The sequence below is a fragment of the Aquamicrobium terrae genome (assembly GCF_040545735.1).
In the GTDB taxonomy this organism is placed as follows: Bacteria; Pseudomonadota; Alphaproteobacteria; order Rhizobiales; family Rhizobiaceae; genus Mesorhizobium; species Mesorhizobium terrae_A.
This window is the reverse complement of record NZ_JBEPML010000004.1, coordinates 248,710-274,083: the sequence shown is the minus strand read 5'-3', so window position 1 is coordinate 274,083 and position 25,374 is coordinate 248,710. Positions and strand designations below refer to the sequence as shown.

Genomic DNA, 25,374 nt, shown 5'->3' with positions numbered 1-25,374 from the left:
ATCGAAAGGAACGGGCGGCAAAGATACCTGGCAGCGCGAGCAGAAAACTGCCGCAGAAGCAGGAGTGCCGCCGGGTAAACCCGGGACGGCAGTTGCCGGAGCAGCAGATGCTCCAGTTGCCACGATCCACCGCTTCAGCTTGATTTGCCTGGTCGCACTCAAGCAACGCGAGACGATTACGTCTGGCCGTCAAACGGCCCCAGAGGCCAATAGGTCAGAGTCTGGCGCAAAACCGGTGAAGTCGTTTCAGCCCCTCGGTGACAAGATTGTCGGAGCCGGAAAACGACAGCCGGATGAAGTTGCTCATGTTGGGCCCGAATGCGACACCCGGAACGACCGCCAGGCCTTCGGCCCTGAACAGTTCATCGGCAAATTCCGTACCGGAAAGCCCGGTGGCGCTGACGTCGACGAAGCAGAACATGCCGCCACCGGGACGGGTGAACTTCAGGCGGGGCATATCGGAGAGCCGGGCACACATGATGTCCCGCCTTCGCAACAACTCACCGGCAAAGAAACGCATTTCCTCATCCCCGGCTTCTTGCAATGCCACCGCAGCCGCATCCTGGATGAAGGTAGGAGAGCCGAAAAGCATGCACTGTGCCAGGTTTTGGAGATGCTGCGCGGCCGTCAGGGGCGCGAGTGTCCAGCCCACCCGCCAACCGGTCATCGCATGAGATTTCGAAAGGCTGTTTACGACGATCGTGCGTTCGCGGGCACCCGGCAGGGAGGCAATCGAGAGGAACACGCCGTCGAAGACCGTGCTGCGATAGACCTCGTCGCTGATGATCCACAGATTGAAGCGGTCGGCGACCTTGGCAATGACTTCGAGGTCCTGCCGATCCAGAACATACCCGCCGGGATTGTTGGGCGAGTTGAGCAGGATCGCCCGCGTGCTCTCCCCGATGGAGGCCAGAAGAAGGTCTTCCGAGATCTTTTGGCCGTCCGTTTCCAGCGCAAGCTTGATCGGCTTGGCGATCGCGCCTCCGGCACGGATTGTCGCTTCATATGTCGCGTACCAAGGTTCCAGATACAGCACCTCGTCCCCTGCCCCGGCCACGGTCATCACCGCGGCGAACAACGCATTCTGGGCGCCGCCGAAAATCACGGCCTGATCCGCGGTCCAGTCCTGCCCGTCAAACCGCTTTTGCGCGGCGGCGACGTTTTTGCGAAGGTCCAGCGTGCCCGGAACAGGCGCATAGTGCGTCCGGCCGTTGCGGAGACTTTGATTTGCCGCCTCGCAGATCCTGCCCGGTGTATCGAAGGATGTGTCGCCAAGACACAGGCTTATGACGTCCTCGCCTCTTTCCAGGGCGTCGGCCGCCGCATCCGCGATCGCCCAGCCCGCCGCACCCTCGCTGGCGATGGCTCTTGTATGGTCCGAAAAACGGGGCGGCTCCTTGCGGTTCTCAACCTGGTGCGGCTTTTCCATCCGTGTCTCCTCACCACCGTTTGCCGGCATTCGGCCTCAATTTCGAAGTTGCGTGTAGACGCTCTTCGTGGACAAGAAACTGTCGAGCTGTTCCGGCCCCATGTCCTTTCCGAAACCGGACGCTCCCAGTCCGCCAAATGGCATCGCCGGGTCCACGAGGCCATGGGCATTGATGTAGATATTTCCGGCCTTGAGGCGGCGCGCCAACAGGATCGTTTCGTCGACATTTTCGGAATAGACGGCCGCCGCAAGGCCGTACGCGCTCGAATTGGCCCTTTCTACCGCTTCATCAAGGGTTTCAAATCGCGCCACGCCCAGAACCGGACCGAAGATCTCCTCCCGGAAAATCCGCATGTTTTCGGTACAGCGGTCAAATATCGTCGGGAGAAGGATACCATCATGGCGGCCATTACCATCCATGGGCTCGCCGGTAACGAGAACCGCGCCCTCGGCATGTGCCGCATTTATGTGGTCGAGGACGCGTTTCCTGTGGGTTTCCGAGACAAGGGGCGTGATCGCGGCGTCGGGGTCCAGTCCCGGCCCGACCGGCAGGTTTTTCGCACCGACCCTCAGCCTCTCCACCAGCTCGTCGTGAACGCTAGCATGCGCATAGACCCGCGACCCGGCGTCGCAAAGCTGCCCTGAATTCATGAATATTCCGGAGAGGATCGCCGTTGCGGCCGTGTCGAGGTTTGCCTTGTCCGTCACAATGACGGGGGACTTTCCACCGAGTTCGAGCGTCAGCCGCTTCATCGTGTCGAGGGCGGTCTTGCCGACCGCGATGCCTACCGGGGTCGAGCCGGTAAAGGAGAGTTTGTCGACGCCGGGATGGGCAGCCAGGGCTTGCCCGATGACCTGGCCAAAGCCGTTCACGACATTGATGACGCCGTCCGGAAACCCGACCCTGGTCGCCAGATGGGCGAGCCGCATCGCCGAAAGCGGCGTCAGCTCCGACGGCTTGCAGACGATCGTGCAACCGCACGCCAGTGCGGCCGCAAGCTTCCAGGACAATATCTGCAACGGGAAATTCCAGGGAACGATGACCGCAACGACACCCACCGGTTCCTTGACCGTATAGGTCAGGGTCTCCCCGGGCAGCGCAACGGCGCCGGTCGTCCTGCCATCGAGCTTGCTGGTCCAGCCGGCAAAATATTCAAGGTTCGCAACCGCGCCTGGGATATCGATGGTCCTTGCATCGGAAATCGACTTGCCGACGTCGATAGCTTCCAGATGGGCAAAGAAATCCGTTTCCGCCTCCAGCGCCTCAGCCAGCCGCAGGATCAGTTTCTGGCGTTGCAGCGGCGGCATCTTTCCCCAAGGCCCGGCAAGGGCCTTTCGGGCCGCTTTTACGGCAAGATCCACGTCTTGCGCACTGCCGCTGGCCAGTCCCGTCAGTTTGCCCTGCGTGAAAGGCTCGATCAGGTCTATCTGATCGGTACTGGCCGCAATCTCGTGGCCGTCAATGAAGTGACCTATCGTACGATCGACGAACGCAGCGACCTCGGCGGGGACCGAAAATTCATCGAAATAGCTGCCGATGCTTTGGTCCATATGTCTGCGTTCCTTGCGTGGTAGTGGAATTTCATCCGGCTGGCCATTCGCGCTCCCCATCGGGGCAACCATCCGGCAATGGCATTCGCGTCGAAAGGAGCGACCCGCCCCGAAGAGGGCGGGCGCCGTTGCAGGACTAGATGTCGAAGTGCCAGACCTTGGATACGATCTGCCATTTGCCGTCCAGCAGCACAAAAGTGAGCTCGTCGACGAACCGTTTCGGCAGATACACGTCCTTGACGCGGACATGCGCCGTCGTCGGGCTGCCGACCGAGATCGACACGATCTCATCCTGCCGCTCGTCTCCCTTGTCGTGGGGCGACGGACGATTGGCGACAAGATCCATGTAGGCGTCAACGTTCAGGTTCACCAACTTGCCCTCGGTGGCGGAGTAGAGCTGCGCCTGAGGGTGAAAGATCGAGCGAAATCTCTCGACATCGCCGAAGAACAGGGCGTCCAGGTAAACCTGTGTCGCCGCGCGGACGTTTTCCTCTACCGCGTTGGTCGTGCTCATATTGCCACCGCTCCCTATGCCGCGCGCTCGAATTGGGCGTCCGCCAGTTCCAGGCCGTGGTCGAGGGCCGCCAGCAAGGCGTCGAGTTCGGCGTCGGAAATGATGAACGACGGTGCGAGGAACAGGGAGGTCTGCTCGCCGCTGGTACCGATGATGGCTCCAGCCTCGACGGCGCGGGCCGCAACACGGGAGGCGAGCGGGGATTCGGCAGTATCGGCATACCAGTTGCGCCAGTCGGGGCCGTGAAGCTCGACCGTCCAATGGAGGCCGAAGCCATCGACGCGGGCGACACTGGGATGCTTGCGGGCAATCTCCACCAAACCCTTGTGCATCCTGCCTTCCAGCGTCTTGACGCGGCGGATGATCTCGCCGTCGGCCATCACGGAAAGATAGGCGCGGATCGCCGCTACCGCACTCGGATGTGCGCGGAAGGTGCTATAGGTCTGCCAGCTCTTGTCCTTCATCTCCTCGACGATTTCCTTCGACATGACGACCGCGCCGGCCGGCGCCGAACCGCCCGCCAGGCACTTGCCCAGCGTGACGATATCCGGCCGGGTTTCGCCGCCCTGGAAAGCGAACCAGCGGCCGCTGCGGCCGAGGCCGGTCACCACCTCGTCGGCGATCCACAGCGAACCCGCCTTGCGCGCGGCGTTGGCCACGTAGTCCTGATATTCGGGATCGTAGTAGATACCGCCTTGCGTGTAGTCGATGATGGTGGCCGCCACCGACGACAGCATTTCCTGGCTGCCAGCCATGCGTTCCGCCAGCGGCCTGTTGTCGGAGACGCTGCCATATTTGGCGTTGACCGGTGCCGGGATGATGCGAACCGGCACCTGTGCCGGCACCGGCTTGCTACCGCCACCCTGTATGGCGAGGCCGCCATGCCAGTGCGGCTGCACCGTCATCTGGCGGGCAAGGCCGGCCATGCCGTGATAGGCGCGCTCGCGGGTGGCGAGCTCCTTACGCCCGGTCAGCGCCTGCGAGAACGTCAGCGCGAGGTCGTTGGCTTCGCTGCCGCTGAGGAAGAACCGCACGGCACCGACCCAGCTCTTTTCCTCGCCGAAGGCGATGTTGATAAGGTCCTCGGCTGCCGCCTCGCGCTCGGCCCAGAACCAGCCTTCGTTGATAACCGGATTGGAAGCCGCCTTCTTCATGGCCTCGACCATGGCCGGGTGCTTATGGCCCAGCGGGCCGCCGGTGTTGCTTCCGTCGATCAGCCGTCGACCGTCGGCCAGAATGAAATAGACGCCTTCGCCATCGACCACCTTGATCAGCGGGTCCTTGCCGGCGTTCAGTCCGGTTTGCAGAAGTCTGCTCATGTCGAGCCTCCTTGGAGTGTTGGATGAATTGGGGAACGTGTCAGCTCGAGGATGCGACGCCGCACACGTCGGCAATGGTTCGGGTCCAGATGCGGCAGGCCTCGACGAGGTCATCGACGAGGATATGCTCATCGGGCGTGTGGGCCCATTTCTCGTTGCCGGGGCCGAGGCCGACGGTGGGGATGCCGGCGGCGCACATGAAGGTGCCGTTAACGCCGAAGCGCCATGAGGCGACGCCGTTTTTTTGTCCGGTCACGCTTTCCCGCCCGCGCAGCGCCGCCAGCACGACGGGGTTGTCAGGCTCGACCCACATCAGCGGGTAGTGGGTGATGACATCGAGGTCGTATTTGAAACTTGAGCTGGCGCGGGCAACGCCGTCGAGGATTTCCCGAAGCTCGCGTTCGCAGGATTCCGTGGTTTCGCCACGAACATAGCGCCGGTCAACGCGAATGACGCACCTGTCGGGCACGACGGCGGTGCCGTTGTCCGGCGCCGATTTCATGGAAATCAAGGTTACCGTGGCCGGGCCGAGAACGTCGTCGTCCTTCATTCGCGTGGCATAGTTCTGCAGCTCCGCGAGGAAGGGAGCAGCCTCGAACACCGCATTGATGCCGTTGCCGGGCTCAGAGGCATGGGAGGTACGGCCATAGACGGTGATCTCGACATCGATCTTGCCACGATGGCCGATATGGACCTGGCCCCGGCTGGATTCCGTGTTCAGGCCGAAATCGGTGCGCACGCCACGGGCGATGACGGAGGGGACGCCAAGCGGCGAATCCACCTCCTCGCCGACATCGGCAACGAGGACGACATCGCCGCGCAGCCGTACCCCTGCCTTCCTGATGGAGCCGAGCGCATAGGCACTGGCCATGACGTTGCACTTCATGTCGCAGGTGCCGCGGCCGTAGATGGCGGTGCCGACCTCACCCCAACGCCCGGCGTCGACCAGTTCGCCACTGAACGGATCCTTCATGTCGCCGGTCGGCACATGATCGATGTGACCGTTGACCATCAGCGAGGGGCCGTTCCCCTCCCCGCTCAGCACGCCGATCACGTTTCCGTTCGGGTCGATCTCGACCGTGTCGAACCCGAGGTCCTTCAGGTGCCTGGCATAGATCTGGGCGACGGCGCCTTCCTCGAAGGAAAGGCTCGGCGTTCTGACGACCTCCTGGCAGGCCGCGACCATCCGGTCGATATCGAGCGCACTGTCGATGGCGGCGAAAACATTCTCATTGCTCATAATGGACGTGCCTCTGGCAGTTTGGGAACCAAAGTCCTTCAGGATGTTTGCTTCGGTGAGCGCCGGCACGGGACCAATGGCCCCGCGCCGGCCACTCACGTCTCAGCGTGCCTTTTCGACGGCCTTGGCCATCACGCACAGAATCTCGAACATCATGTTCGCGGCGGTGACGCAGGTGATCCCGGTCGGGTCGTAGCAGGGCGCGACCTCGCTGATGTCGGCGCCGACCAGGTCCCTGCCCTGGAGGGCGCGGACGATCACTTGGAGGTCGCGCGGCAGCAAGCCGCCGATCTCGGGAACCGCCGTGCCAGGCGCGTAGGCTGGATCGATGCTGTCGATGTCGAGGGAGATGTAGAAGGGGCCGTCGCCGAGCACTGCATTGATCTTCTCGATCGTCGCAGCTCGGCCCATCTCCTCGTAGTCGTCGAGGGTGATCACGTTGTAGCCCATGTCGTAGCCGAACTGGACGTCGTCGTCGCCGAAGCGGCTGCCGCGCAGGCCGAGTTGCACGACGCGCTTGGGATCGATCAGCTTTTCTTCATATGCGCGGCGCATGAAGGTGGCGTGGTTGACCTTGGTGCCGCACATCGTGTCCATGACATCGGCGTGGGCGTCGATGTGCAGGATGCCGACCGGCCGGTCGGAAGCGAGCGCGCGCAGGATCGGCGTCGGGATCGTGTGGTCGCCGCCGATGGCGATCGGCCGAATGCCGGCATCCTTCACGGCCTGGAAATAGGCCTGAATCTGCTCGACGGACTCGTCCTTGTTGAGTGGATTGATCGGCGCATCGCCGATGTCGGCGACGGTGCAGAGATCATAGGGACGCACCCCGGTAACGGGATGGATGCGGCGGATGATGCGCGATGCCTCGCGCACGCCGGCTGGTCCCTGGCGGGGGCCGGAGCGGTAGTTGAGGCCAAGATCGAAAGGAACGCCGCACAGGCCGATGTCGATGCCGGGCTGGATGTCGTGGCGCCGGGTACGCATGAAGGTCGCGACATCCGAGAAGCGCGGTGTCACCGCAGCGTCAACCGGCTGGAAGTCGTTCTTGTCGAGCATGGATGTCTCCTGAGTTCTATCTGTAATTCTTTGTGGTTACGTGCTTACGCCGCGCATCCGGTCCGAGCGGCGTCGCAGCAACTCGACGGCCGTGAGAAGGCCGAGAGAGAGGAAGACGAGGATCGTCGCCATCGCGAGAATGGTCGGGCTGATCTGTTCGCGGATACCGGCCCACATCTGCCTTGGAACGGTTCGCTGATCGTAGTCGGCCAGGAAGATGACTGTCACGACCTCGTCGAAGGATGTAGCGAAGGCGAACACCCCGCCGGAGATGACGCCGGGCAGGATCAGCGGCACGATGACCTTGAAGAAGACCCGCATCGGCGATGCGCCGAGGCTGAGGCCGGCACGGATCAGGTTCCGGTCGAACCCCTCGAGCGTCGCGGCGACCGTGATGAGCACGAACGGCGTGCCGAGCACGGTATGGGCGATGATGAGGCCGGCGAAGGTTCCGGTCAGCCCGAGCATCGAGAACACGAAGTACATGCCCGCCGAGGTGATGACCAGCGGCACGATCATGGGCGAGATCAGCAGGCTCATCACCAGACCCCGGGCAGGCATGCCGGGGCTCGTCAGGCCGAGCGCCGCCAGCGTGCCGAGCAGCATGGAAAGCAGGGTCGTGGCGATGGCTATGACGAAGCTGTTCTTGAGCGAGTGGATCCACTGCGCATTGTTCCAGCTATCGGCGATGTAGCCCCAGCCGAAAGACGCATTTGGGTCGTTCATGCCGTTCTGAAGAATGTCCCAGTACCATCTCAGCGAGAAGGCCGAGGGGTCGAGCCGCAGCATTTCGCTGGAGAACGTGAAATAGGGCGACGTGTTGAACGACAGCGGAATGATGATCAGGATCGGTGCGATCAGGAACAGGAGGATCAGTCCGCAGACAGTCAGGTAGCTGTAGTGCGCAACCCGGCCGACGAGAGAGGTGTGTGCAGGCAGTGCCATGGTACGCTCCTAGCCCATCCGCAGGCCCTGGCCGCCGGTGAGACGGTTGAAGAGCCAGTAAACAAGGAGGACGCCCACCAGCAGGATCGAACCCAGGGCCGCAGCCAGGCCCCAGTTCAGGGATTGCTGCATGTGGTAGGCAATGACGTTGGAGATCAGCTGGCCGCTTTGACCGCCGACCAGGGCGGGCGTGATGTAGTAGCCAACGGCGAGAACGAAGACGAGCAGCGTGCCGGCAAGCACGCCCGGGATCGTCTGGGGAAGGTACACCCGCCGGAATGCGGTGACCGGAGAGGCGCCCAGCGAAAGCGCGGCGCGCACATAGGATGGCGGGATGGCCTTCATCACGCTGTAGAGCGGAAGAATCATGAACGGCAGCAGGACGTGCGTCATCGCGATGAGTGTGCCCGTGACGTTGAAGATCAGCGACAGCCGGCCGCCCTCACCGACGATCCCGAGCCAGACGAGCAGGTCGTTGACGACCCCGTTCCCCTGCAAAAGGACGATCCAGGAGGTGGTGCGCACCAGCAATGAGGTCCAGAAGGGAAGCAGCACGAGCATCATCAGGAGATTGGACGTTTTGAGAGGAAGCCGTGCCAACAATGCGGCGACCGGATAACCCAGCAGCAGGCAGAGCCCGGCAACCGCGGCGCTGACCCATAGCGTGCGCCAAAAGAGCGTCACGTAGATCGCCTTGTTCGCGTCGACGCCGTGGATCGACCCGTCGGCCGCCTGCTGAAGGTCCAGGGCCGCCAGGAAATGCCGCGACGTGTAGGGCTGGCTCAGCCGCTTGATCAGGGCCCAGAGATCCGGATTTCCCCAGTCGGGCGCAATTTCGATCAGCTTCTCCTTCCAGCCATTCTCGGGCTCGGAAGAGAGCTGCCTCGCCGTTCTCATGATCAGCGGCCGCGCGCCGGTCCAGTCGAAGTTGAGCGCGGAGGTGACCTGGCCGAGCTTTTGCTCTTCGCCGGCCTGCTTCAGGTCAGCGGCCAGGTCCGCATAGGTCTCCTCCGGCGGCGTCTCCTTGCCGTCCCAATCGGCCAGGGAGGCGGACGTCCGGTACAGGACCGCGCCGAATTCGTCATTGCTGACCGCTCTCGTCAGCATCGTGGCCAGGGGCCAGGCGAACATCACCGCCAGAAAGATGCAAAGCGGGGCGACAAGGGCCAGCGCCCTGAGTTGGGCCTGCCTCCGCGAGCGGCGGTGCTGCCGCAGGATGAGGTTTTTCCGGGACGCATCCGTGCCGGCGGTCTGGAGCCAAGAGGCCGCCACGCTTCCCCTCATTGAACCGGCCCCGAGGAATGGCCGGCTGCGGCATCAAGGGCCCGGCAATCGGTGGCGTGCCATCCAAGCGTGATGGCCTCGCCCTTGCTAAAGGTCCGGCGCAGCGATGCATTCTGAACCTTGACGATGAATTCATGTCCGCCGAACACGCGCACCTGAATCCGGGAATGGTCGCCGACATAGATCTGGTCGACGATTTTGCCTGTCACCAAGGTGCGATCGCCGCCGTCCGGTGCCGGATCGACGACGATGCGCTCGGGTCGCAGGGACAATTGCGTCGCTCCCCCGGCCTGCGCATCGGTTACGGCCAGCGCGGCTATCGTGTCGCCATTGGCGAGCATGACCTTGCAAAGGTTGCCGCTGCGTTCGACAATCGTGCCGGGCAGCATGTTGTTCTCACCGATGAACTGGGCAACGAAGCTGTTGCTCGGCGTCTCGTAGACCTCCGCCGGCTTGGCCAGTTGCTGGATCTTGCCGAAGTTGAAGACCGCGATCGTGTCGGACATGGTCAGGGCTTCGGCCTGATCGTGGGTCACATAGACGATCGTCACGCCCAGCCGCTCATGGATGCGCTTGATTTCATATTGCATCTGCTCTCGGAGCTGCTTGTCGAGAGCGCCGAGCGGCTCGTCCATCAATACGAGTTTCGGATCGAAGACGAGCGCCCGGGCGACGGCCACGCGCTGCTGCTGCCCGCCCGAAAGCTGGGCCGGCCGACGGTTTCCCAGATGGGGAAGCTCGACCATTTCCAGCGCCCGGTTCACTTTCTGGGCAATATCCGCCTTGGAGATGTTTCTGACCTGCAACGGAAACGCCAGATTCTCGGCGACCGTCATGTGGGGGAAAAGGGCATAGTTCTGGAAGACCATGCCGATGTTGCGCCGCTGCGGAGCGACCCGGTTGATCGGGCGTCCGTCCAGATAGATCTCGCCCGACGTAGCCGTCTCGAACCCGGCAAGCATCATGAGGCACGTCGTCTTGCCGGACCCCGAAGGCCCCAGCATGCTGAGGAATTCACCTTCCTTGACGTCCAGGTTCAGGTTGTCGACGACCGATGTCTTGCCATCGTAGGTCTTGCTAACGTTTGCAAAGGAAACCGACGCCAATGTTTCTCCTCCAGGCAAAGTATTCACCCTGCTGGCAACGCGCGTTGCCAGCAGTCATTCGTTCGAGGCGAACCGGGTAGCCGCTTATTTGGCCAGCCAGGAATTGAACCGCGCAAAAAGCTCGTCGCGATAGGTCGACCAGAATTCGCTGTCGGATTCCACGGCATTGTCGAGATGCGCCGTCGGGACGAAATCCTTCATTTCGACACCCGTCTTTGCATTCTTGCCGATCAGCGCGATGGCGGATTTGCGCACCGGTCCATAGGAGCTGGAGTTCGTGATCGCCGCCTGCTGCTCGGTCTCGCTGGAGAAATTGACGAACTGCTTCGCTGCATCGAGATTGCGGGTGCCCCTTGGGATCATCCACACATCGCGATCCCAGACCTGTCCGTCCCATACGATTGTGAACGGCTGCTTCTCGTCGTTGATAGCGTTGAAGATGCGGCTGCTGTACGCAGAGGTCATGACGACTTCGCCATCGGCCAGAAGCTGCGGCGGTTGCGATCCCGCCTCCCACCAGACCACTGACGACTTGATCGTGTCGAGCTTGGCGAAGGCCCGGTCGACACCCTCCTTGGTCGCCAGCACCTTGTATATGTCGGCCGCGGGGACGCCATCGGCCAGCAGCGCCCATTCGAGGTTGACGTCGGCGGATTTGCGAAGGCCGCGCTTGCCCGGGAACTTCTCCAGATCGAAGAAGTCGGCGATCGTCTTCGGGCCGTCCGCCAGCTTGGAGGTGTTGTAGGCTATGGCTGTCGACCAGATCACCGATCCGATGCCGCAGTCGCTGATCGTGCCCTCGATGAAGTCTTGGTCGGCCGGTGTGCCGTCCTTTGCGGCCGGAAGCAATGCCGGGTCCTGCTTTTCGAGGATGTTGTCGAAGCAGCCGATTTCGGCGAGCGCCTTCTCGCCGACGACGACATCCCAGGTTACGTTCTTGGCTTCAACCTGGGCTTTGATCTGGCCGAGGCCACCATTGTAGTCCACCGAGTTGATAGTGATACCGGTCGCCTTCGTGAAAGGTTCGTAGAAAGCCTGCCTCTGGGCCTCGGTATAAGCTCCTCCCCAGGATACGACCGTGATCGCATCTGCTGCAAAGACCGGCGCGGACAGGCCGCCTGCGGCGATTGCCAGGACGGCGACAGACGTCAAGAAACGCTTCATGAGCTGGGCTCCCCATTGTTGTTTGCGGTTTTCACAATTTCCGTATTTCGGAAACTATTTTCATTTTTCAGGATGATTAGGGGGTTGTCGGCGCCTTGTCAACGATCTATTCAAAATAACAGAAACTGTTTCCGAAAAACGGAAGGGGAGGAAAATGAAGCATACCGGTGGGGCAGAACTGATAGCGCAACTGGAAGGCTACGGCGTCGACACGGTGTTCGGCATGCCGGGCGTGCATACGCTGGCTTTCTTCGAGCCGCTGGCTGCCAGCGGCATCCGGCATGTCGGCGCACGCCACGAGCAAGGCGCCGGCTTCATGGCGGACGGCTATGCCCGCGCCACCGGGAAGCCGGGCGTTTGCCTGATCATCAGTGGCCCGGGTTTGACCAATGTTGCCACGCCCATCGGCCAGGCCTATTCGGACTCCATCCCCCTTCTTGCCGTCACGAGCGCGATCGCTCGCGACGACATCGGCCTCGGCCGCGGCATGTTGCACGAGATCACCAATCAGCAGGCGGTGAGCGCGCCGATCACAGGCTTTAGCGCAACGGCACTGACCGGTCAGCAGATCGGCGAACACCTGGCCCAGGCCATGACATCGTTCCAGACCGAACGCCCCCGCCCGGCCCATTTGTCGATCCCGCTCGATGTCCTCGAAGAAGAGGTCGAGGCAAGGCGCAGCCGAAAATTCCTTCCCCAGCCACCCGGCCCGAATCTGGCCGATGTCAGGGCCGCCGCGGATCTGATCCGCAAGGCGGCGCGCCCGGTCATCCTGGCAGGCGGCGGCTGCCGCAATGCCGGTTCCGAATTGACCCGCCTTGCCGAAATGCTCCAGGCGCCCGTCGTGACGACCGTCGCGGGCAAGGGCGTGGTGCCTGAATCTCATCCGCTTTCCCTCGGCTCGACGCTGCAAAGGGCCAGGATCCGAAGGCTGGTCGAGGTCGAGGCCGACCTCGTGCTGGCAATTGGGACCGAAATCGCCGAGCCTGACCTCTACGTGACCGCCGACAGCGAAGCTGCCGGCGATGCGCCACCGGTTGCCGATGCGACCCGCCTTTCCATCGCCGGGAAATTCGTGAGAATCGACATCGATCCCGCCACGACGGTCAGGACCTACGCGCCGGATGCGGCGATGGTGTCCGATGCGGCCCTCGCCGCCGACGCCCTTGCCGAGGAGTTGGCGCGCGCGGAATTTCCTCGTTCCGTCCCGTGGCTCACCGACATTGAGGCGATCCGACATCATGTCAGGAACGATGTTTCGCCGCTCGAACGTCAGCACATCGCGGTGCTGACCGCGGTTCGAAACGCGTTGCCCGCCGATGCCCTCGTCTATGGCGACATGACACAGATCGCCTATACCGGCTGCGTCTATTTTCCCGTCGATGTGCCCGGAACCTGGCACTTTCCGATGGGTTACGGCACGCTGGGCTACGCCCTGCCCGCATCGATCGGAGGCGCGCTCGGCGCTTCCGGCCGGGCCTGCGTGGCCATCGTCGGCGACGGCGGCCTTCTTTTTACGGTGCAGGAACTGGCGACGGCGGTCGAGCAGCGATTGCCGCTTCCTATCGTCCTGTGGGACAATGACGGACTTGGCGAGATTGCCGATTTCATGCGGGCTCGCGGCATTCCCGAAGTCAGCGTCCGGCCGCTCAATCCGAACTTCAAGGCGCTTGCCGAATCGTTTGGATGCCTCACCGCCGAACCGCAGTCTCTGGAGGATATCGAGCGTGAGGTGCGCGCCGCCTTGTCGGCCGACCGCCCCACGCTGATCATTGTCAGGCAGAGCTCGGAATATCTGCGATGAGCGATGATATCCGTTCCAGGACTTTCGATTTCAAAAGTGCCGGCGGCGCTCTGGAAGCGCGGTTTGCGTCGAAATTCACCATCGCGCCAGGCGTCCGGGACCACCATGGCCATGACGAAGGCTGGCACGCACCTGCCAGGCCAGACGGGGTGCTCTTTGCCGCGACGACCGAGGATGTCGTCGATGCGGTGCGCATCTGCGCCAGATTCGGCGTTCCCGTCATCGCTTACGGTACCGGAAGCGCCATGGAAGGAAGCGTGAATGCTGTCCAGGGTGGCCTGACGATCGACCTGTCCGGCATGAACGCGGTCGTTGCCGTCAATGCGACCGACATGGATTGTACGGTCGAAGCCGGGTGTACCCGTTCCATGCTCAACTCGTTTCTTCGCGACATCGGGCTTAATTTTCCTGTCGACCCCGGCGCCGATGCGACGCTTGGAGGAATGGCTGCGACGCGCGCATCCGGGACGATGACCGTGAAATACGGTTCCATGCGCGACAATGTCATTGGCCTAGAGGTCGTGCTGGCCGACGGCACGGTCGTGCGAACGGGGGGACGCGCCAGAAAGTCCTCTTCCGGTTATGACCTCACGAAACTGTTCGTCGGTTCGGAGGGCACGCTCGGCATCATCACCCAACTGACCTTGCGGCTTCATCCGATACCCGAACATGTGCTGGCGCTTCGCGCCGTGTTCGAGAACACGGGTGCGGCGGTGGATTTTGTCGTCCTGCTGATGCAGATGGGTTATCCGGTCGCCCGTGCGGAGTTCATGGACGAGCGCGCGCTCGAGGCTGTGTGCAAATATGAAAAACTGGAATACGAGCTTCGTCCCACGATCTTCCTCGAGTTCCATTCCAGCGTGACGCCGCTTGAAGACACCCGCCAGGCAATCCAGGAACTTCTCGAGCATTGTGGCGTGGATGCGGTGCACTTTGCCGAGGATGCCGAACAGCGCGCCGAAATCTGGAAGGCTCGCCACAATGCGGCCCATGCCGAGCCATTGCTGCGGCCCGGTGCAAAGGCGATGGTGACCGATGTCTGCGTGCCCCTGTCCCGCCTGGCGGACTGCATCACCGAAACGCAACGCGATCTGGCGGAGACCGGGCTATGCGCCCCGATTGTGGGCCATATCGGCGACGGAAATTTTCATTTGGCGATTTTGATTGATCCGGAATCTCAATCAGAGATTGAGGAAGCGGAACGTCTTCACGCAAAGCTGGTTGACCGAGCCGTCGGTTTCGGAGGAACAGTGAGTGGCGAACATGGCATTGGACTGGGCAAGAGGCAGTATCTCGAAGGTGAGCATGGATCCGGCCTCACTGTAATGAAGACGATCAAGCGGGCACTCGATCCCCGGGACATCATGAACCCGGGCAAGATCTTTCTGCCCGCGCCCATTGGCTTCGAAGATCGCGGTCCTATAGATGACACCCCGGAATGAGAAAATGGCCAAATTGAACGAAAACGGCTCTGAAAAAGGATCAAATCCGCTGCGGCGAATTGCGACCGTCCTTGATGCCGTCGCATTCTCATCGTCCGGCATGACGCTTCAGGACATTGCGAACGCGGCGCAGATCCCGGTTTCTTCCGCGCACCGGATCACCAACACCCTTCTCGATGTCGGCTATCTTGAAGCCGCGCCGAACAAGAAGGTCTACCTTATCGGACCGCGCCTGAGACGGCTTCTGAACCTGAGTTTCGGCGATGCTCCCATCGAGAAGGTCGCCTCGCCGCTGCTTTCGGAACTGGCCGACAAGCTCCAGGAGGTCGCCTTCATCTGCCGCCTGGTGGGCGGAAAGATAAAGCTGGAAGCATTTGCGCTTCCGCAGGAGGCGCCGTTCGCATTGATCCATCCGGGGTACGAGTTTCCCTTTCACGCGACGGCGAGCGGCAAGGCGATCCTGGCGTTCCAGACCGAGGACTTCATCGAGGAAATACTGAGCCACGATATTCCCCGCTACCAGGCCGAGACAATGGTCGACAAGGCAGCGATCCGGGAACAGCTTGCGGAGGTGCGCCTCAAGGGGTTCGCGGTCAACAACATGGAATTCGATCCCGGGGTGTTCGCCCTCGCAGCACCGGTAACCTTCGAGCATGGGAGCGTCTTCCTGACGGTGGGCATCGTCGGAATGGGCGCCAGAATGCACGCGCGTTTCGATGAGGCGTTCATGGTCAAGTTGCTGAAGGCGACGGCCAGCAGATTGTCGCACCTGCTCTCAAACCATCGCTAAATCATGCTGCCCGAAAGTCAGAAGTGCTTTCAGGACAACGGTATGCATGAAAATAATGAGTTAAAGCGTAAGGAGCGAATCTGAAAGATCCCGTCGGCTGCATCTCGGGCGATCCGGTCAAACGCATGCCGGACCGATATCCAGGGCCGTCGATATGCAGATAGGGGTGGCTGAGACTGGCGTCCGGCCTTCCACGAATTCGATGTCCCAAACCGTATTCGGCAACTGGCCGCTTCAATCCACGCCCCGCCTTTGTTTAGATGTGTCGGGAGGATGAAGAATGTTCACGCATCTGTTCGAGCCGATCACAATCGGCAACGTCACCATCCGCAACCGCATCCTGTCCACTGGGCACGATACGATGCTGCCGACGGACGGCACGGTGAATGAGGAACTCATCGCCTATCACGAGGCCCGTGCGGCCGGTGGCGCCGGCCTGATCGTGCTGCAGGTCTCGGGCGTGCACGAAACCGCGCATTACACCACGCATATGCTGATGGCGACGGAAGACCATGCGATCGCCGGCTATCGCAGGCTTGCCGACAGGCTGCATGCCCACGGCACCGCCGTGTTCGGCCAGCTCTTCCATCCGGGCCGCGAAATCGTCGAGGCGGCGGGCGGCATGGCGCCGATCGCCTACGCGCCCTCGGTGTCGCCGAGCGAGCGGTTCCTCGTCATCCCGCGTCCGCTCAGCCATGCCATGATCCGCGACATCGTCTCCGGCTTCGGCGATGCGGCCCGGCGCATGGCCGAAGCCGGGCTGGACGGTGTGGAGATCGTCGCCAGCCACGGTTATCTGCCGGCCCAGTTCTTCAGCGAACGGGTGAACAAGCGCGAGGACGACTATGGTGGCTCGTTCGACAACCGCCTGCGCTTCACTCGTGAGGTGATCGCCGACATTCGCGCCAAGACACCGCAAGGCTTTGTCCTGGGCCTGCGCATATCCGGCAACGAGATGGACCCGGACGGGATGACGGAAACGGACACGCTGGCCGTCATCGAGGCGCTGGCGCCCGAGCTGGATTATCTCAACGTCATTGCCGGAACCAGTGCGACGGCCGGCGGCGCGGTGCATATCGTGCCGCCGATGAGTGTCAGGAACGCCTATCTGGCCCCTTTTGCCGGGCTGGTCAAAAGCCGGGTCGACATACCGGTGTTCGTTGCCGGGCGGATCAACCAGCCGCAGGAGGCTGAGGCTGTGCTTACGGCCGGACAGGCGGATATGTGCGGCATGACGCGCGCCATGATTTCCGATCCGGAAATGCCGAACAAGGCGCTGGAGGGCCGCGTGGACGATATCCGCGCCTGCATCGGCTGCAACCAGGCCTGTATCGGCCATTTCCAGAAAGGCGTGCCGATCTCCTGTATCCAGCATCCGGCGACCGGCCGGGAGCTGCAATTCGGCACTCTGACACCTGCCGCGCGGCCGAAGCGCATCCTCATCGCCGGCGGCGGGCCGGCCGGCATGAAGGCGGCGGTCATCGCCGCGCAGCGTGGTCATGACGTCACGCTCCACGAGGCCAGCCCGAGGCTCGGCGGCCAGGCACTGCTGGCCCAGCTGCTGCCGGGTCGGTCCGAATTCGGAGGGCTGGTGACCAATTTGTTGCGCGAACTCGAACTGTCGCAGGTGCGTGTCGTCAAGGGCACAAGGGTCGACCGTGCCCTGGTCGAGCGCGAGGCGCCCGATGTTGTGATCATGGCAACCGGCGCCACGCCCTATCGGCCGGATTTCGTGCAGGAAGGCGAAATCCAGGTCGTCGACGCCTGGCAGGTGCTCAAGGGTGAGGTCACGGTCGGGCGTTCGGTGCTGGTGTCCGACTGGCGGTGCGACTGGATCGGCATCGGCATCGCTGAATTGCTGGCGCGGCAGGGCAGTGTCGTCAAGCTGGCGGTGTCGAGCGAGATGGCCGGCAAGTCGATCCCGTCCTATGTGCGCTTCTCGTCGATGGCGACGTTGCATCGCTTCGGCGTCGAGGTCATCGACTATGCGCGCCTCTACGGTTGCGATACGGGAACGGTCTACCTCCAGCATACCGCCAGCGGAGAACCGTTCATCATCGAGGACATCGACACGCTCGTGCTTTGCCAGGGCCATGCGCCGGACATGACGCTTTCGGATGCGCTCGCCGGCCTTCGGGGCGAGCAGCACATCATCGGCGACTGCTTCATCCCCCGCACGGCCGAGGAAGCGATCTACGAAGCGGTAAAGGTGGCCTCAGCGATCTGACGGAGCGCGGCGATACTGCACCACGGCACGCAGGATGAGCACGGCAAGCGTGATCAGGATCAGGATGACCGACAGTGCCGCTACCGCCGGATCGATGTTGTCGCGCAGGCCCATCCACATCAGCCTCGGCAAGGTGATGGCGTTGACGCTGGTGACGAACAGGGTGACGCCGATTTCCTCCCACGACAGGATGAAGGACAGCAGAGCCGCCGTCACCACCCCGAACCTGATGTTGGGAAGGATCACCCTGGTTGCGCGCTCCCAGACGCTGGCGCCAAGCCCGCGGGCGGCGAGATCGATGTTCCGATCCACCTGGCTCAGCGCCACCAGGATCATCACGGCGGCGAAAGGCACGGCCATGACCGTATGCGCCAGCGCGACGCCCAGCCAGGTGTCGTAGCCGATTGCCGGCACCAGCCCGGACAGAGTCGTCAGCAGGAAATAGAGCGTGATGGCCGAGACGACCGGCGGCACGATCATCGGCAGGATGACGAAGCCGACAAGCAGTGCCGTGAAGCGCGGCTGGAACATCCAGATGGCCAGGCCGAAAGTGACGGCAAGCACCGTGGACAGAAGGCTGGTCACGATACCGATGCGCAGGGAAAGCAGGATGCTTTCCAGCCACCGCGGATCGTTGATCAGGGTCTGGTAGTGGCGCAGCGACCACTGCCCGGTCGGCATGGCAAGCATGCGCCCGGGCGTGAAGGAAACCGGCACCACCGCAAACAGCGGCAGCAGCAGGAAGGCTGCGACAAGCAGCGCCAGAAGCAGCGATACGGGACCGGGACGATAGCTGATCATACCATCCGCCTCGGGTTGACGAAACGCATCACCACAGCCATGAGCGCGCCCACGGCAACGACGAGAACGACACTGATCGCCGCGCCAAGCCCCCAATCAGGGCTCTGGAAGATGCGCAGGTAGATGAGTTCGGCGATCATCACGCTGCGGCCGCCGCCGAGAATGGCCGGCGTCACGAAGAAGCCGAGGGCGAAGACGAAGACAATCAAGGCCGCCCCGACGATGCCGGCCCGTGTCATCGGCAGGAAGACGGTCCAGAAGATGCGCGTACGGCTGGCGCCCATGCCGCGCGCGGCAAGAAGCACGCGCTCGTCGAGCGAGCGGATGGCGGACGCGATCGGGAATACCGCGAACGGGATGAGGAAATGCGACATGCCGACGATGACGCCGAATTCGTTGCGCACCAGCGCAAGCGGCTGCGAGATCACGCCGATCGCCTGCAGCCAGGTGTTGATGAGACCGCGATTGGACAACAGCGCAACCCAGCCGAAGGCGCGGGTCAGCACCGAGATCCAGAACGGGATGAGGATGCAGAATTCCACGAAGATGCGCTGTGAGGGCGTGCCGCGCACCCAGACAACCGAAATGGCATAGGCCGCGGCGACCGAAACGACCGTCACGGCAATGCAGATGCGAAAGGTGCGCATGAACACCGATTGCACCAGCGGATCGGAAACCAGCACCGCATACTGGCCAAGGCCGGGCTCGGGCAGGGTCACGCTCCAGCGCGCCACGCCGAGGAAGGGGATGGCATAGCAAAGGCCAAGGAAGAGGAGCAGCGGCGCCATCATCAGCGCCGCGCTCTTCCAGTTGTTTCCGATCCCCCTCATCCTGGTCCCTCAGGCGCTGTTCAGGCGGATATGATCTTGGTGTATTCGTCGAGCGCCTTGCCGTAGTTCTCGGCGTACCAGTCCATGTTCATGGCCACCTGCTTTTCCATGTTGGCCGGATCGACCGGATTGAAGCGCTTGCGATCTTCCGCGATCAGCCCGTCCGCCTCGGGATTGGCCGGTCCCTGGCCCAGCTTCTCGAACATGACAAGCTGCTTTTTCGGGTCCTGCGTACTGGCAATGAACTTCATCGCGGCTTCCTTGCCGCCCGGATTGCCCTTGATGACCGAGAGCGCGCCCGGCGAAATGATGCCCTGGTCCCAGATGAACTTGATCTGTCCGCCGGAGTCCTGCTCGATCAGCGATCCGCGCGTCGACCAGATGATGGCCATGGAGGCCTCGCCGTTCAGAAGCACGCTCTGGCTTTCGGCGCCGCCGCCCCAATAGGAAATGACGTTGTCCTTGAACGCGGCGATCTTGTCATGGGCGCGCTTCAGGTCGAGCGGGTAGAGCTGATCCGGCGCAACGCCGTCGGCCATCAGTGCGGCCTCCCACATCGCCGCGCCCCATTTGTAGAGCGAGCGCTTGCCGGGGAACTTCTCGACATCGAAGAAGTCGGCCATGCCGGTCGGCGCCGTTTCGAACTGCGCCGAATCGTAGGCGATGACATAGGAGAAGAAATAGGTCGAGGCGGCGTGCTCCCAGCCGAAACCCGGACGGAACTTCGACTTGTCGACGACCGCATAATCGATCGGCTCCAGCATGCCCTGCTTGCCGAGCGCGATGGCCGAGAACGGATCGATGTCGACGAGGTCCCAGGTCGGCTTGCCGCTCTTGAATTGGGTGGCGACGGCGCCTTCGGTCGGGCCGGAGCCGTCCATCTTCACCACGATCCCGGTTTCTGCGGTGAAGGGCTCGCCATAGGCTTCGCCGTAAGCCGTGATGGCGTCGCCGCCCCAGTTGACCAGGACAAGCTCGCTCGCCTGCGCATAGGCCTGCGTCGAACGCAGCAGCGGCGCACTGGCCACGAGACCCGCGACGAGTATGGTGAAGTCACGCCGCGATATCTCGCCACGCCTTGCGCGGGCGGTCAGCGCTTGCAGTGTGGTCAGTTCCTTTTCCATCGTATTCCCCTTTTATCGTTGTTGTTGAAAGCCGGTCCTATCCTGCCAAAAGGAAACCTTTCTCCGAAGGCCAGGTCAGCCAGACGGAATTGCCGCTGCCGAGGGCGGCGGCAGCGATCTCGTTGGGTACGGAAACCGAAAGCTTCGAACCGTCGCGCGTGGCAAGATCGAGCTTGGTGGCCGACCCGAGATAGGTCGACATGGTCGCCGTGGCGGCAATCGCGTTCCCGGTCCCGGGCGCTTCGCTGGCGATCGACATATATTCGGGCCGGATCGCCAGAAGGGCATCGCCCCTCTGTCGGTAGGCGGTGCCGTCGAGCTGGATCGTCCGGTCCTCGCATGTCCCGACAGCCTTTCCGCCGTCGTGACGCACGTCCTTGAGCTTGAGCAGGTTTATTTCGCCGAGGAACTCGGCGACGAAGCGGTTTGCCGGGCGGTCATAGACCTCCTGCGGTGCACCGACCTGCAGCAACTCGCCATGATTGAAGATCGCCACGCGCGACGACAGTGCCAGCGCCTCGCTCTGGTCATGCGTGACGAAGACGAAGGTGGTTCCGGTTTCCTTGTGAAGCCGCTTCATCTCGTCCTGCATCTGGGTGCGCAGGCTCTTGTCCAGGGCCGAAAACGGCTCGTCGAGCAGCAGCACGCCCGGCTCGAACACCAGGGCCCTGGCCAGCGCCACGCGCTGCTGCTGGCCACCGGAAAGCTGGGCCGGATGCTTGTGGGCATGCGCCGTCAGGCCGACCCGGTCGATCATCTCGTCGACGCGGCGCTTCATCTCCTCTGCCGGACATTTGCGCACCTTCAGCGGAAAGGCGACATTCTGCCGAACCGTCATGTGAGGAAACAGGGCGTAACCCTGGAACACCATGCCGGCAGCGCGTTTCTCGGCCGGCTGGTTGGTGATGTCCACGCCGTCGCTGACAAGCCTGCCCGTGGTGGGTTTCTCGAAGCCGGCGAGGATCATGAGAAAGGTCGTCTTGCCCGAACCGGAAGGCCCCAGCAGGGTCAGAAACTCCCCCCGGCCGATGTCGATGGCGACATCTTTCAACGCCTGGAAAGAGCCGAAGCTCTTGCCAATTCCCGAGGCTTTTATTTCCGCTGCTCGGCGAGACTTTTGCATCCTGCCTCCTTGCGCTGCACAAAAAAGCGTAAGCCAGTGCACCGCCCTTCCACAACAGAATTATTTTCGTCCGATCGGCAAATTCCATTCACCTTTCACGGCGTTTCAGCCATAGGGCGTCTGCTCCGCATCGTTCAGTTGAGTCGTGATCCAGGTCGCAAAGGCGCCGAGCACCGGATGTCCTGTCTTGGTGTGCTCATGCACCAGGAAATAGGAGCGCGGCGACTTGATGGACCGGTCGAACGGTCGGGCCAGCCGGCCGTCGATCAGGGCCCTGCGGCCGGTCAGTTCGTCACCCAGCGCTATGCCCTGCCCGGCTATCGCCGCCGACATGACCAGGTTCATATCGGAGAAGATAATTCCCGCATCCGGATTGGGGTTCTCGATCTTGTGCATCGCCAGCCAGCGCGACCAGTCCTCCGTATCGCCAAGATGCAGGAGCGTGGCGCGCAGCAGGTCGGCCGGCCTCGACAATCCTCCCATCCGGTTGACGAGCGCCGGGCTGCACAGCGGTGCGAACTCGACCTCGCATAACAGTTCGACCGCGCGGTTCGGCCAGTTTCCGTCACCGAAGGCGATGAACAGGTCCACTTCCGGATTGCTCACCTCGTCCAGCCGTCGCGGCGTGACGATGCGCAAGGACACGTCCGGATAGGTCCTCTGGAAATCGCCGATATGCGTGCACAGCCAAAGCGAGGCGAAACCCGGTGTGCAGCTTACCGTGAACGTTCCGCCCACACCCTTGCCGGCGTGGCGGCCCGTGGCATCGCCCAGCACCGTCAGCGCCTTGCGCACGTCGTTGGCGTAGTGGCGGCCACGCGGCGTCAGCGCCACCCGCTTGCCGACGCGCTCCAGAAGATCGAAGCCCAGATCGCGTTCGAGCAGGCGCAATTGGTGGCTGACCGCACTGCGCGTCAGGTTCAGCTCGTCGGCCGCCCGCCACACGCTGCCATGGCGGGCAAAGCTGTCGAGAGCCCTCAGAGCCTGGGTCGAAGGAATTCGCACATACGCCTCAGGTGAATGGAATTTGTAAAAACAGGAAAAACATATCACTTTTTGACGACGGCGTTCACTGCTTTTCTGAAGCGGAGGGATATGCCGTGATCAGCTCAGCCCAGCAGACAGCGCTCGACCATGTGGAGGCCAATCGCCGGAACCTGTCGGTCTGGACGAGGACGATCTTCGATTTTGGCGAGACGGCCTGGCGCGAGTATCGATCCAGCGCCTGGTATGTCGAGCGGCTGAAAGCCGAGGGGTTCTCGGTGGAGGAAGGCTCGGGCGGCATGCCCACCGCCTTCTGCGCCCACTGGTCCAACGGCTTCGGACCGACCATCGGCATGTATGCGGAATATGACGCGGTGCCCGGCAACTGCCAGGACGCGGCCACCGTGAAACGGCCGCGCCCAGGGCTGTCGGAACATGCCGGCGGCCACACCGATCCCCATTCCGCGCTGGGGATGGCCGGCCTGGGCGGCCTTCTGGCCACCAAGGCGGCCATGGAGCGGCACGGCATCGGCGGCACGCTGCGCTTCACCGGAGAACCGGCCGAGAAGGTGCGCGGATCGAAGCCCATCCATGCCGCCAAGGGCTACTATGATGGCCTTGCGGCGATGCTGTCCTTCCATCCCTTCTACATGCTGCCGCTGTGCAACACGGCACGCTGGGATACGCATTGCGGCGCCGCCTGGTCGATGATCTACCGCTTCGTCTGCGACGAGCCGCAGCGCTGGCTGCAAGCCGGCGCGGGCGGCACGCCCATTCCGCAATCCCACTCGGCCGTCCGCGCGCCCGGCGCGAACGATGCGCTGATGACCATGTACATGTCGTCCAAGGCGCTCAGGGACTCGATGCTGCCGCATCAGGGCGGCTGGTCGCTCTCCGAGGCGATCCTGACCGCTGGGCAGGCGACCGCCGACAATCTGCCGGCTGGGATTGCCGAGATCCAGTACATGCTTCGCGTGCCGACCGTCGCCATGGCCGAGCAGGCGACGGCCATGCTGGACCGCAACGCCGCGGCGGCCGCGGCCATGACCGGGTGCAGGTTCGAGCGCCACTGGGTCTGCAAGTCGCGGCCGGGCCTTGCCAATCACATCATGGCCAACACCGTCTTCGAGGCGCTGTCGCAGGTCGGACCGCCGCGCTGGGACGAGCGCGCCATAGCCATCGCCCGCGAGATCCAGACCAACGATGTCGGCCGCACCAGCGACGCGCCGTTCCTGCCCGAATGCGAGCGGTTGATCACACCGCAGGAAGCGGAGGCGATCCTGCGCCGTGATCTGCCGCCTTCGCAGACGCATTCCACCTCCGACGATTACACCGATATGTGCTGGCATGCGCCGACGGCGCGTTTCTATGTGGCGCGCCCGGCCCTGCGGCACGTCGAAGGCACCCTGCCCTCGGCCTGGGCGATGAACGCGCTCGGCGGCATTCCCGAAACCATCGATCCGACGGTTTTATGCGCTGCAAAGACGCTGGCGCTGTCCGCCCTGCGCCTGCTGGAAGACGATGCGACCCGCGAGGTGGCGATGGACGAGTTCGTGCGTCGCACCGGCGGCGGTATCGGCGGCTCGGAGTGGATCGCGCCGCTGTGCGACTACGACCCGCCCATCCATTTCCGCTGGCCCGAATATGTCGAGACCGCGCGCGGCCGCGACTGGTGGATACCTACAGTTTCGAACTGAAGAGGAGACAGCCATGAACGTGCATGCGCCCAACGAGGCTTTCACGCTCCAGCGCCGCAATCCGCAGGGCGGCACGCAGCCGCTGGAGAAATGGGGCTTCACCAATGAAACCGACGTGCTGACCGACGTCCTGCTCGGATCGCCCGCCTATCTGCGGCACCTGGCCACCAGTTCGCTGTCGCGCAAGCATTTGCGCGAGGCCCCCTGCAACATCCAGACGGCGCAGGCGCAGCACAAGGACCTTGTCGCCGCCTATGAGCATTTCGGCGTGCGCGTGCATTGGCATGAACCGACACCGGAACTGCCGATGCAGGTCTATGCGCGCGACTCCAGCGTCATGACGCCCTATGGCGCCATCATCACCGCCATGGCCAACTGGTGGCGGCGTGGAGAGAATTTTGCCGCGATCCGCACCTACGAGAAGCTGGGCATCCCGATCTACGACATGGTGACCGCCGGCACTTTCGAGGGCGGCGATTTCAACGTCATCGGGGAAGGGTGCGTGCTGATCGGCTGCGGCGGCGCCCGCACGCAGGAGGAAGGCGCGCGCCAGGTGCAGGAGTGGTTCGAGAAGGAGGGCTGGGAAACCCGCCTCGCCTTCATCGATGAATATTATGTCCATATCGACCTGATGGTGGTACCGATTGCCGAGAAGCTCACGGCCGTATGCCTTGCCTGCACCGAACCGGGCATCGTCGACTGGCTGAAGGGCAAGGGTCATGAGATCATCGACGTTCCGTTCCAGGATACGATGGCGCTCGGCTGCAACTTCATGTCCTTGGGCAGGGACCGCGTGATCGCACCGACCTCCAGCAAGACGTTGATCGCCCAGTTGAAGGCGCGCGGCTTCGACGTGATGGCGGTCGACACGGACGAAATCTCCAAGACCGGCGGCGGCATCCACTGCATGGCGCAGGCGCTGCGGCGCGAGAAGGCCTGAC

General features: G+C 62.9%; 21 protein-coding genes. 6 read left to right on the top strand and 15 right to left on the bottom strand.

All coding sequences use genetic code 11. The features are described 5' to 3' along the window. Positions 1-214: 214 nt before the first annotated feature. From ABID37_RS08395 to ABID37_RS08350, 10 genes are all read right to left on the bottom strand, one after another. Positions 215-1,429: a pyridoxal phosphate-dependent aminotransferase gene (locus tag ABID37_RS08395; RefSeq protein WP_354193801.1), complete on the bottom strand. Its 1,215-nt coding sequence runs from the start codon at positions 1,427-1,429 to the stop codon at positions 215-217. 36 nt (positions 1,430-1,465) lie between these two features. Beyond that, positions 1,466-2,980 (bottom strand): aldehyde dehydrogenase family protein, encoded by a 1,515-nt coding sequence (locus ABID37_RS08390; RefSeq protein WP_354193800.1) that lies wholly within the window; start codon positions 2,978-2,980, stop codon positions 1,466-1,468. A gap of 136 nt (positions 2,981-3,116) precedes the next feature. Then, entirely contained in the window at positions 3,117-3,494 is a 378-nt protein-coding gene (locus ABID37_RS08385) for a nuclear transport factor 2 family protein (protein ID WP_354193799.1), read from the bottom strand. A 14-nt stretch (positions 3,495-3,508) separates the two neighbouring features. Then, on the bottom strand, positions 3,509-4,813 hold the full coding sequence (locus tag ABID37_RS08380) for an aminotransferase class III-fold pyridoxal phosphate-dependent enzyme (RefSeq protein WP_354193798.1): 1,305 nt from the start codon (positions 4,811-4,813) through the stop codon (positions 3,509-3,511). Positions 4,814-4,853: 40 nt separating this feature from the next. Further along, a complete protein-coding gene (locus ABID37_RS08375) occupies positions 4,854-6,053 on the bottom strand; it encodes a M20 family metallopeptidase (protein WP_354193797.1) in 1,200 nt (399 codons plus the stop codon). 102 nt (positions 6,054-6,155) lie between these two features. After that, positions 6,156-7,112 (bottom strand): agmatinase, encoded by a 957-nt coding sequence (speB, locus tag ABID37_RS08370; RefSeq protein WP_354193796.1) that lies wholly within the window; start codon positions 7,110-7,112, stop codon positions 6,156-6,158. Positions 7,113-7,148: 36 nt separating this feature from the next. Next, entirely contained in the window at positions 7,149-8,057 is a 909-nt protein-coding gene (locus ABID37_RS08365) for an ABC transporter permease (RefSeq protein ID WP_354193795.1), read from the bottom strand. Between the two features lie 9 nt (positions 8,058-8,066). Next, a complete protein-coding gene (locus ABID37_RS08360) occupies positions 8,067-9,329 on the bottom strand; it encodes an ABC transporter permease (RefSeq protein WP_354193794.1) in 1,263 nt (420 codons plus the stop codon). Positions 9,330-9,337: 8 nt separating this feature from the next. After that, positions 9,338-10,447, bottom strand: coding sequence for an ABC transporter ATP-binding protein (locus tag ABID37_RS08355; protein ID WP_354193793.1), 1,110 nt, complete (start codon positions 10,445-10,447; stop codon positions 9,338-9,340). Positions 10,448-10,531: 84 nt separating this feature from the next. Then, on the bottom strand, positions 10,532-11,611 hold the full coding sequence (locus ABID37_RS08350; protein WP_354193792.1) for an ABC transporter substrate-binding protein: 1,080 nt from the start codon (positions 11,609-11,611) through the stop codon (positions 10,532-10,534). Between the two features lie 154 nt (positions 11,612-11,765). Here ABID37_RS08350 and ABID37_RS08345 point away from each other — a divergent pair, with 154 nt between their 5' ends. The 4 genes from ABID37_RS08345 (at position 11,766) to ABID37_RS08330 (ending at position 17,874) form a co-directional block, all read left to right on the top strand. Further along, on the top strand, positions 11,766-13,415 hold the full coding sequence (locus ABID37_RS08345; RefSeq protein WP_354193791.1) for a 5-guanidino-2-oxopentanoate decarboxylase: 1,650 nt from the start codon (positions 11,766-11,768) through the stop codon (positions 13,413-13,415). Further along, positions 13,412-14,857, top strand: a complete 1,446-nt coding sequence (locus ABID37_RS08340) for an FAD-binding oxidoreductase (RefSeq protein WP_354193790.1) — start codon at positions 13,412-13,414, stop codon at positions 14,855-14,857. The genes ABID37_RS08345 and ABID37_RS08340 overlap by 4 nt, the downstream gene beginning before the upstream one ends. 4 nt (positions 14,858-14,861) lie before the next feature. Beyond that, positions 14,862-15,647: an IclR family transcriptional regulator gene (locus ABID37_RS08335; protein WP_354193789.1), complete on the top strand. Its 786-nt coding sequence runs from the start codon at positions 14,862-14,864 to the stop codon at positions 15,645-15,647. Between the two features lie 280 nt (positions 15,648-15,927). Next, positions 15,928-17,874, top strand: a complete 1,947-nt coding sequence (locus ABID37_RS08330; protein ID WP_354193788.1) for an oxidoreductase — start codon at positions 15,928-15,930, stop codon at positions 17,872-17,874. Here the strand turns inward: ABID37_RS08330 and ABID37_RS08325 are convergent. The 5 genes from ABID37_RS08325 to ABID37_RS08305 all read right to left on the bottom strand — a co-directional run bounded on the left by ABID37_RS08325 (position 17,863) and on the right by ABID37_RS08305 (position 22,757). Beyond that, entirely contained in the window at positions 17,863-18,675 is an 813-nt protein-coding gene (locus ABID37_RS08325; protein ID WP_354193787.1) for an ABC transporter permease, read from the bottom strand. The two genes, ABID37_RS08330 and ABID37_RS08325, sit on opposite strands and share 12 nt — an antisense overlap. After that, the gene (locus ABID37_RS08320; RefSeq protein WP_354193786.1) at positions 18,672-19,505 is read right to left on the bottom strand and encodes an ABC transporter permease; all 834 of its coding nucleotides are present in this window, start codon (positions 19,503-19,505) and stop codon (positions 18,672-18,674) included. Before ABID37_RS08320 ends, ABID37_RS08325 begins: the two co-directional genes overlap by 4 nt. A 20-nt stretch (positions 19,506-19,525) precedes the next feature. Beyond that, a complete protein-coding gene (locus tag ABID37_RS08315) occupies positions 19,526-20,629 on the bottom strand; it encodes an ABC transporter substrate-binding protein (RefSeq protein WP_354193785.1) in 1,104 nt (367 codons plus the stop codon). A 37-nt stretch (positions 20,630-20,666) separates the two neighbouring features. Further along, a complete protein-coding gene (locus ABID37_RS08310; RefSeq protein WP_354193784.1) occupies positions 20,667-21,752 on the bottom strand; it encodes an ABC transporter ATP-binding protein in 1,086 nt (361 codons plus the stop codon). 105 nt (positions 21,753-21,857) lie between these two features. Then, complete coding sequence (locus ABID37_RS08305) at positions 21,858-22,757, bottom strand: LysR substrate-binding domain-containing protein (RefSeq protein WP_354193783.1); 900 nt, start codon at positions 22,755-22,757, stop codon at positions 21,858-21,860. Between the two features lie 95 nt (positions 22,758-22,852). Here ABID37_RS08305 and ABID37_RS08300 point away from each other — a divergent pair, with 95 nt between their 5' ends. Both ABID37_RS08300 and ABID37_RS08295 read left to right on the top strand, forming a co-directional pair. Continuing rightward, positions 22,853-24,433, top strand: coding sequence for a zinc-binding metallopeptidase family protein (locus ABID37_RS08300; protein ID WP_354193782.1), 1,581 nt, complete (start codon positions 22,853-22,855; stop codon positions 24,431-24,433). Between the two features lie 13 nt (positions 24,434-24,446). Then, a complete protein-coding gene (locus tag ABID37_RS08295) occupies positions 24,447-25,373 on the top strand; it encodes a dimethylarginine dimethylaminohydrolase family protein (protein WP_354193781.1) in 927 nt (308 codons plus the stop codon). Position 25,374: the final 1 nt, after the last annotated feature.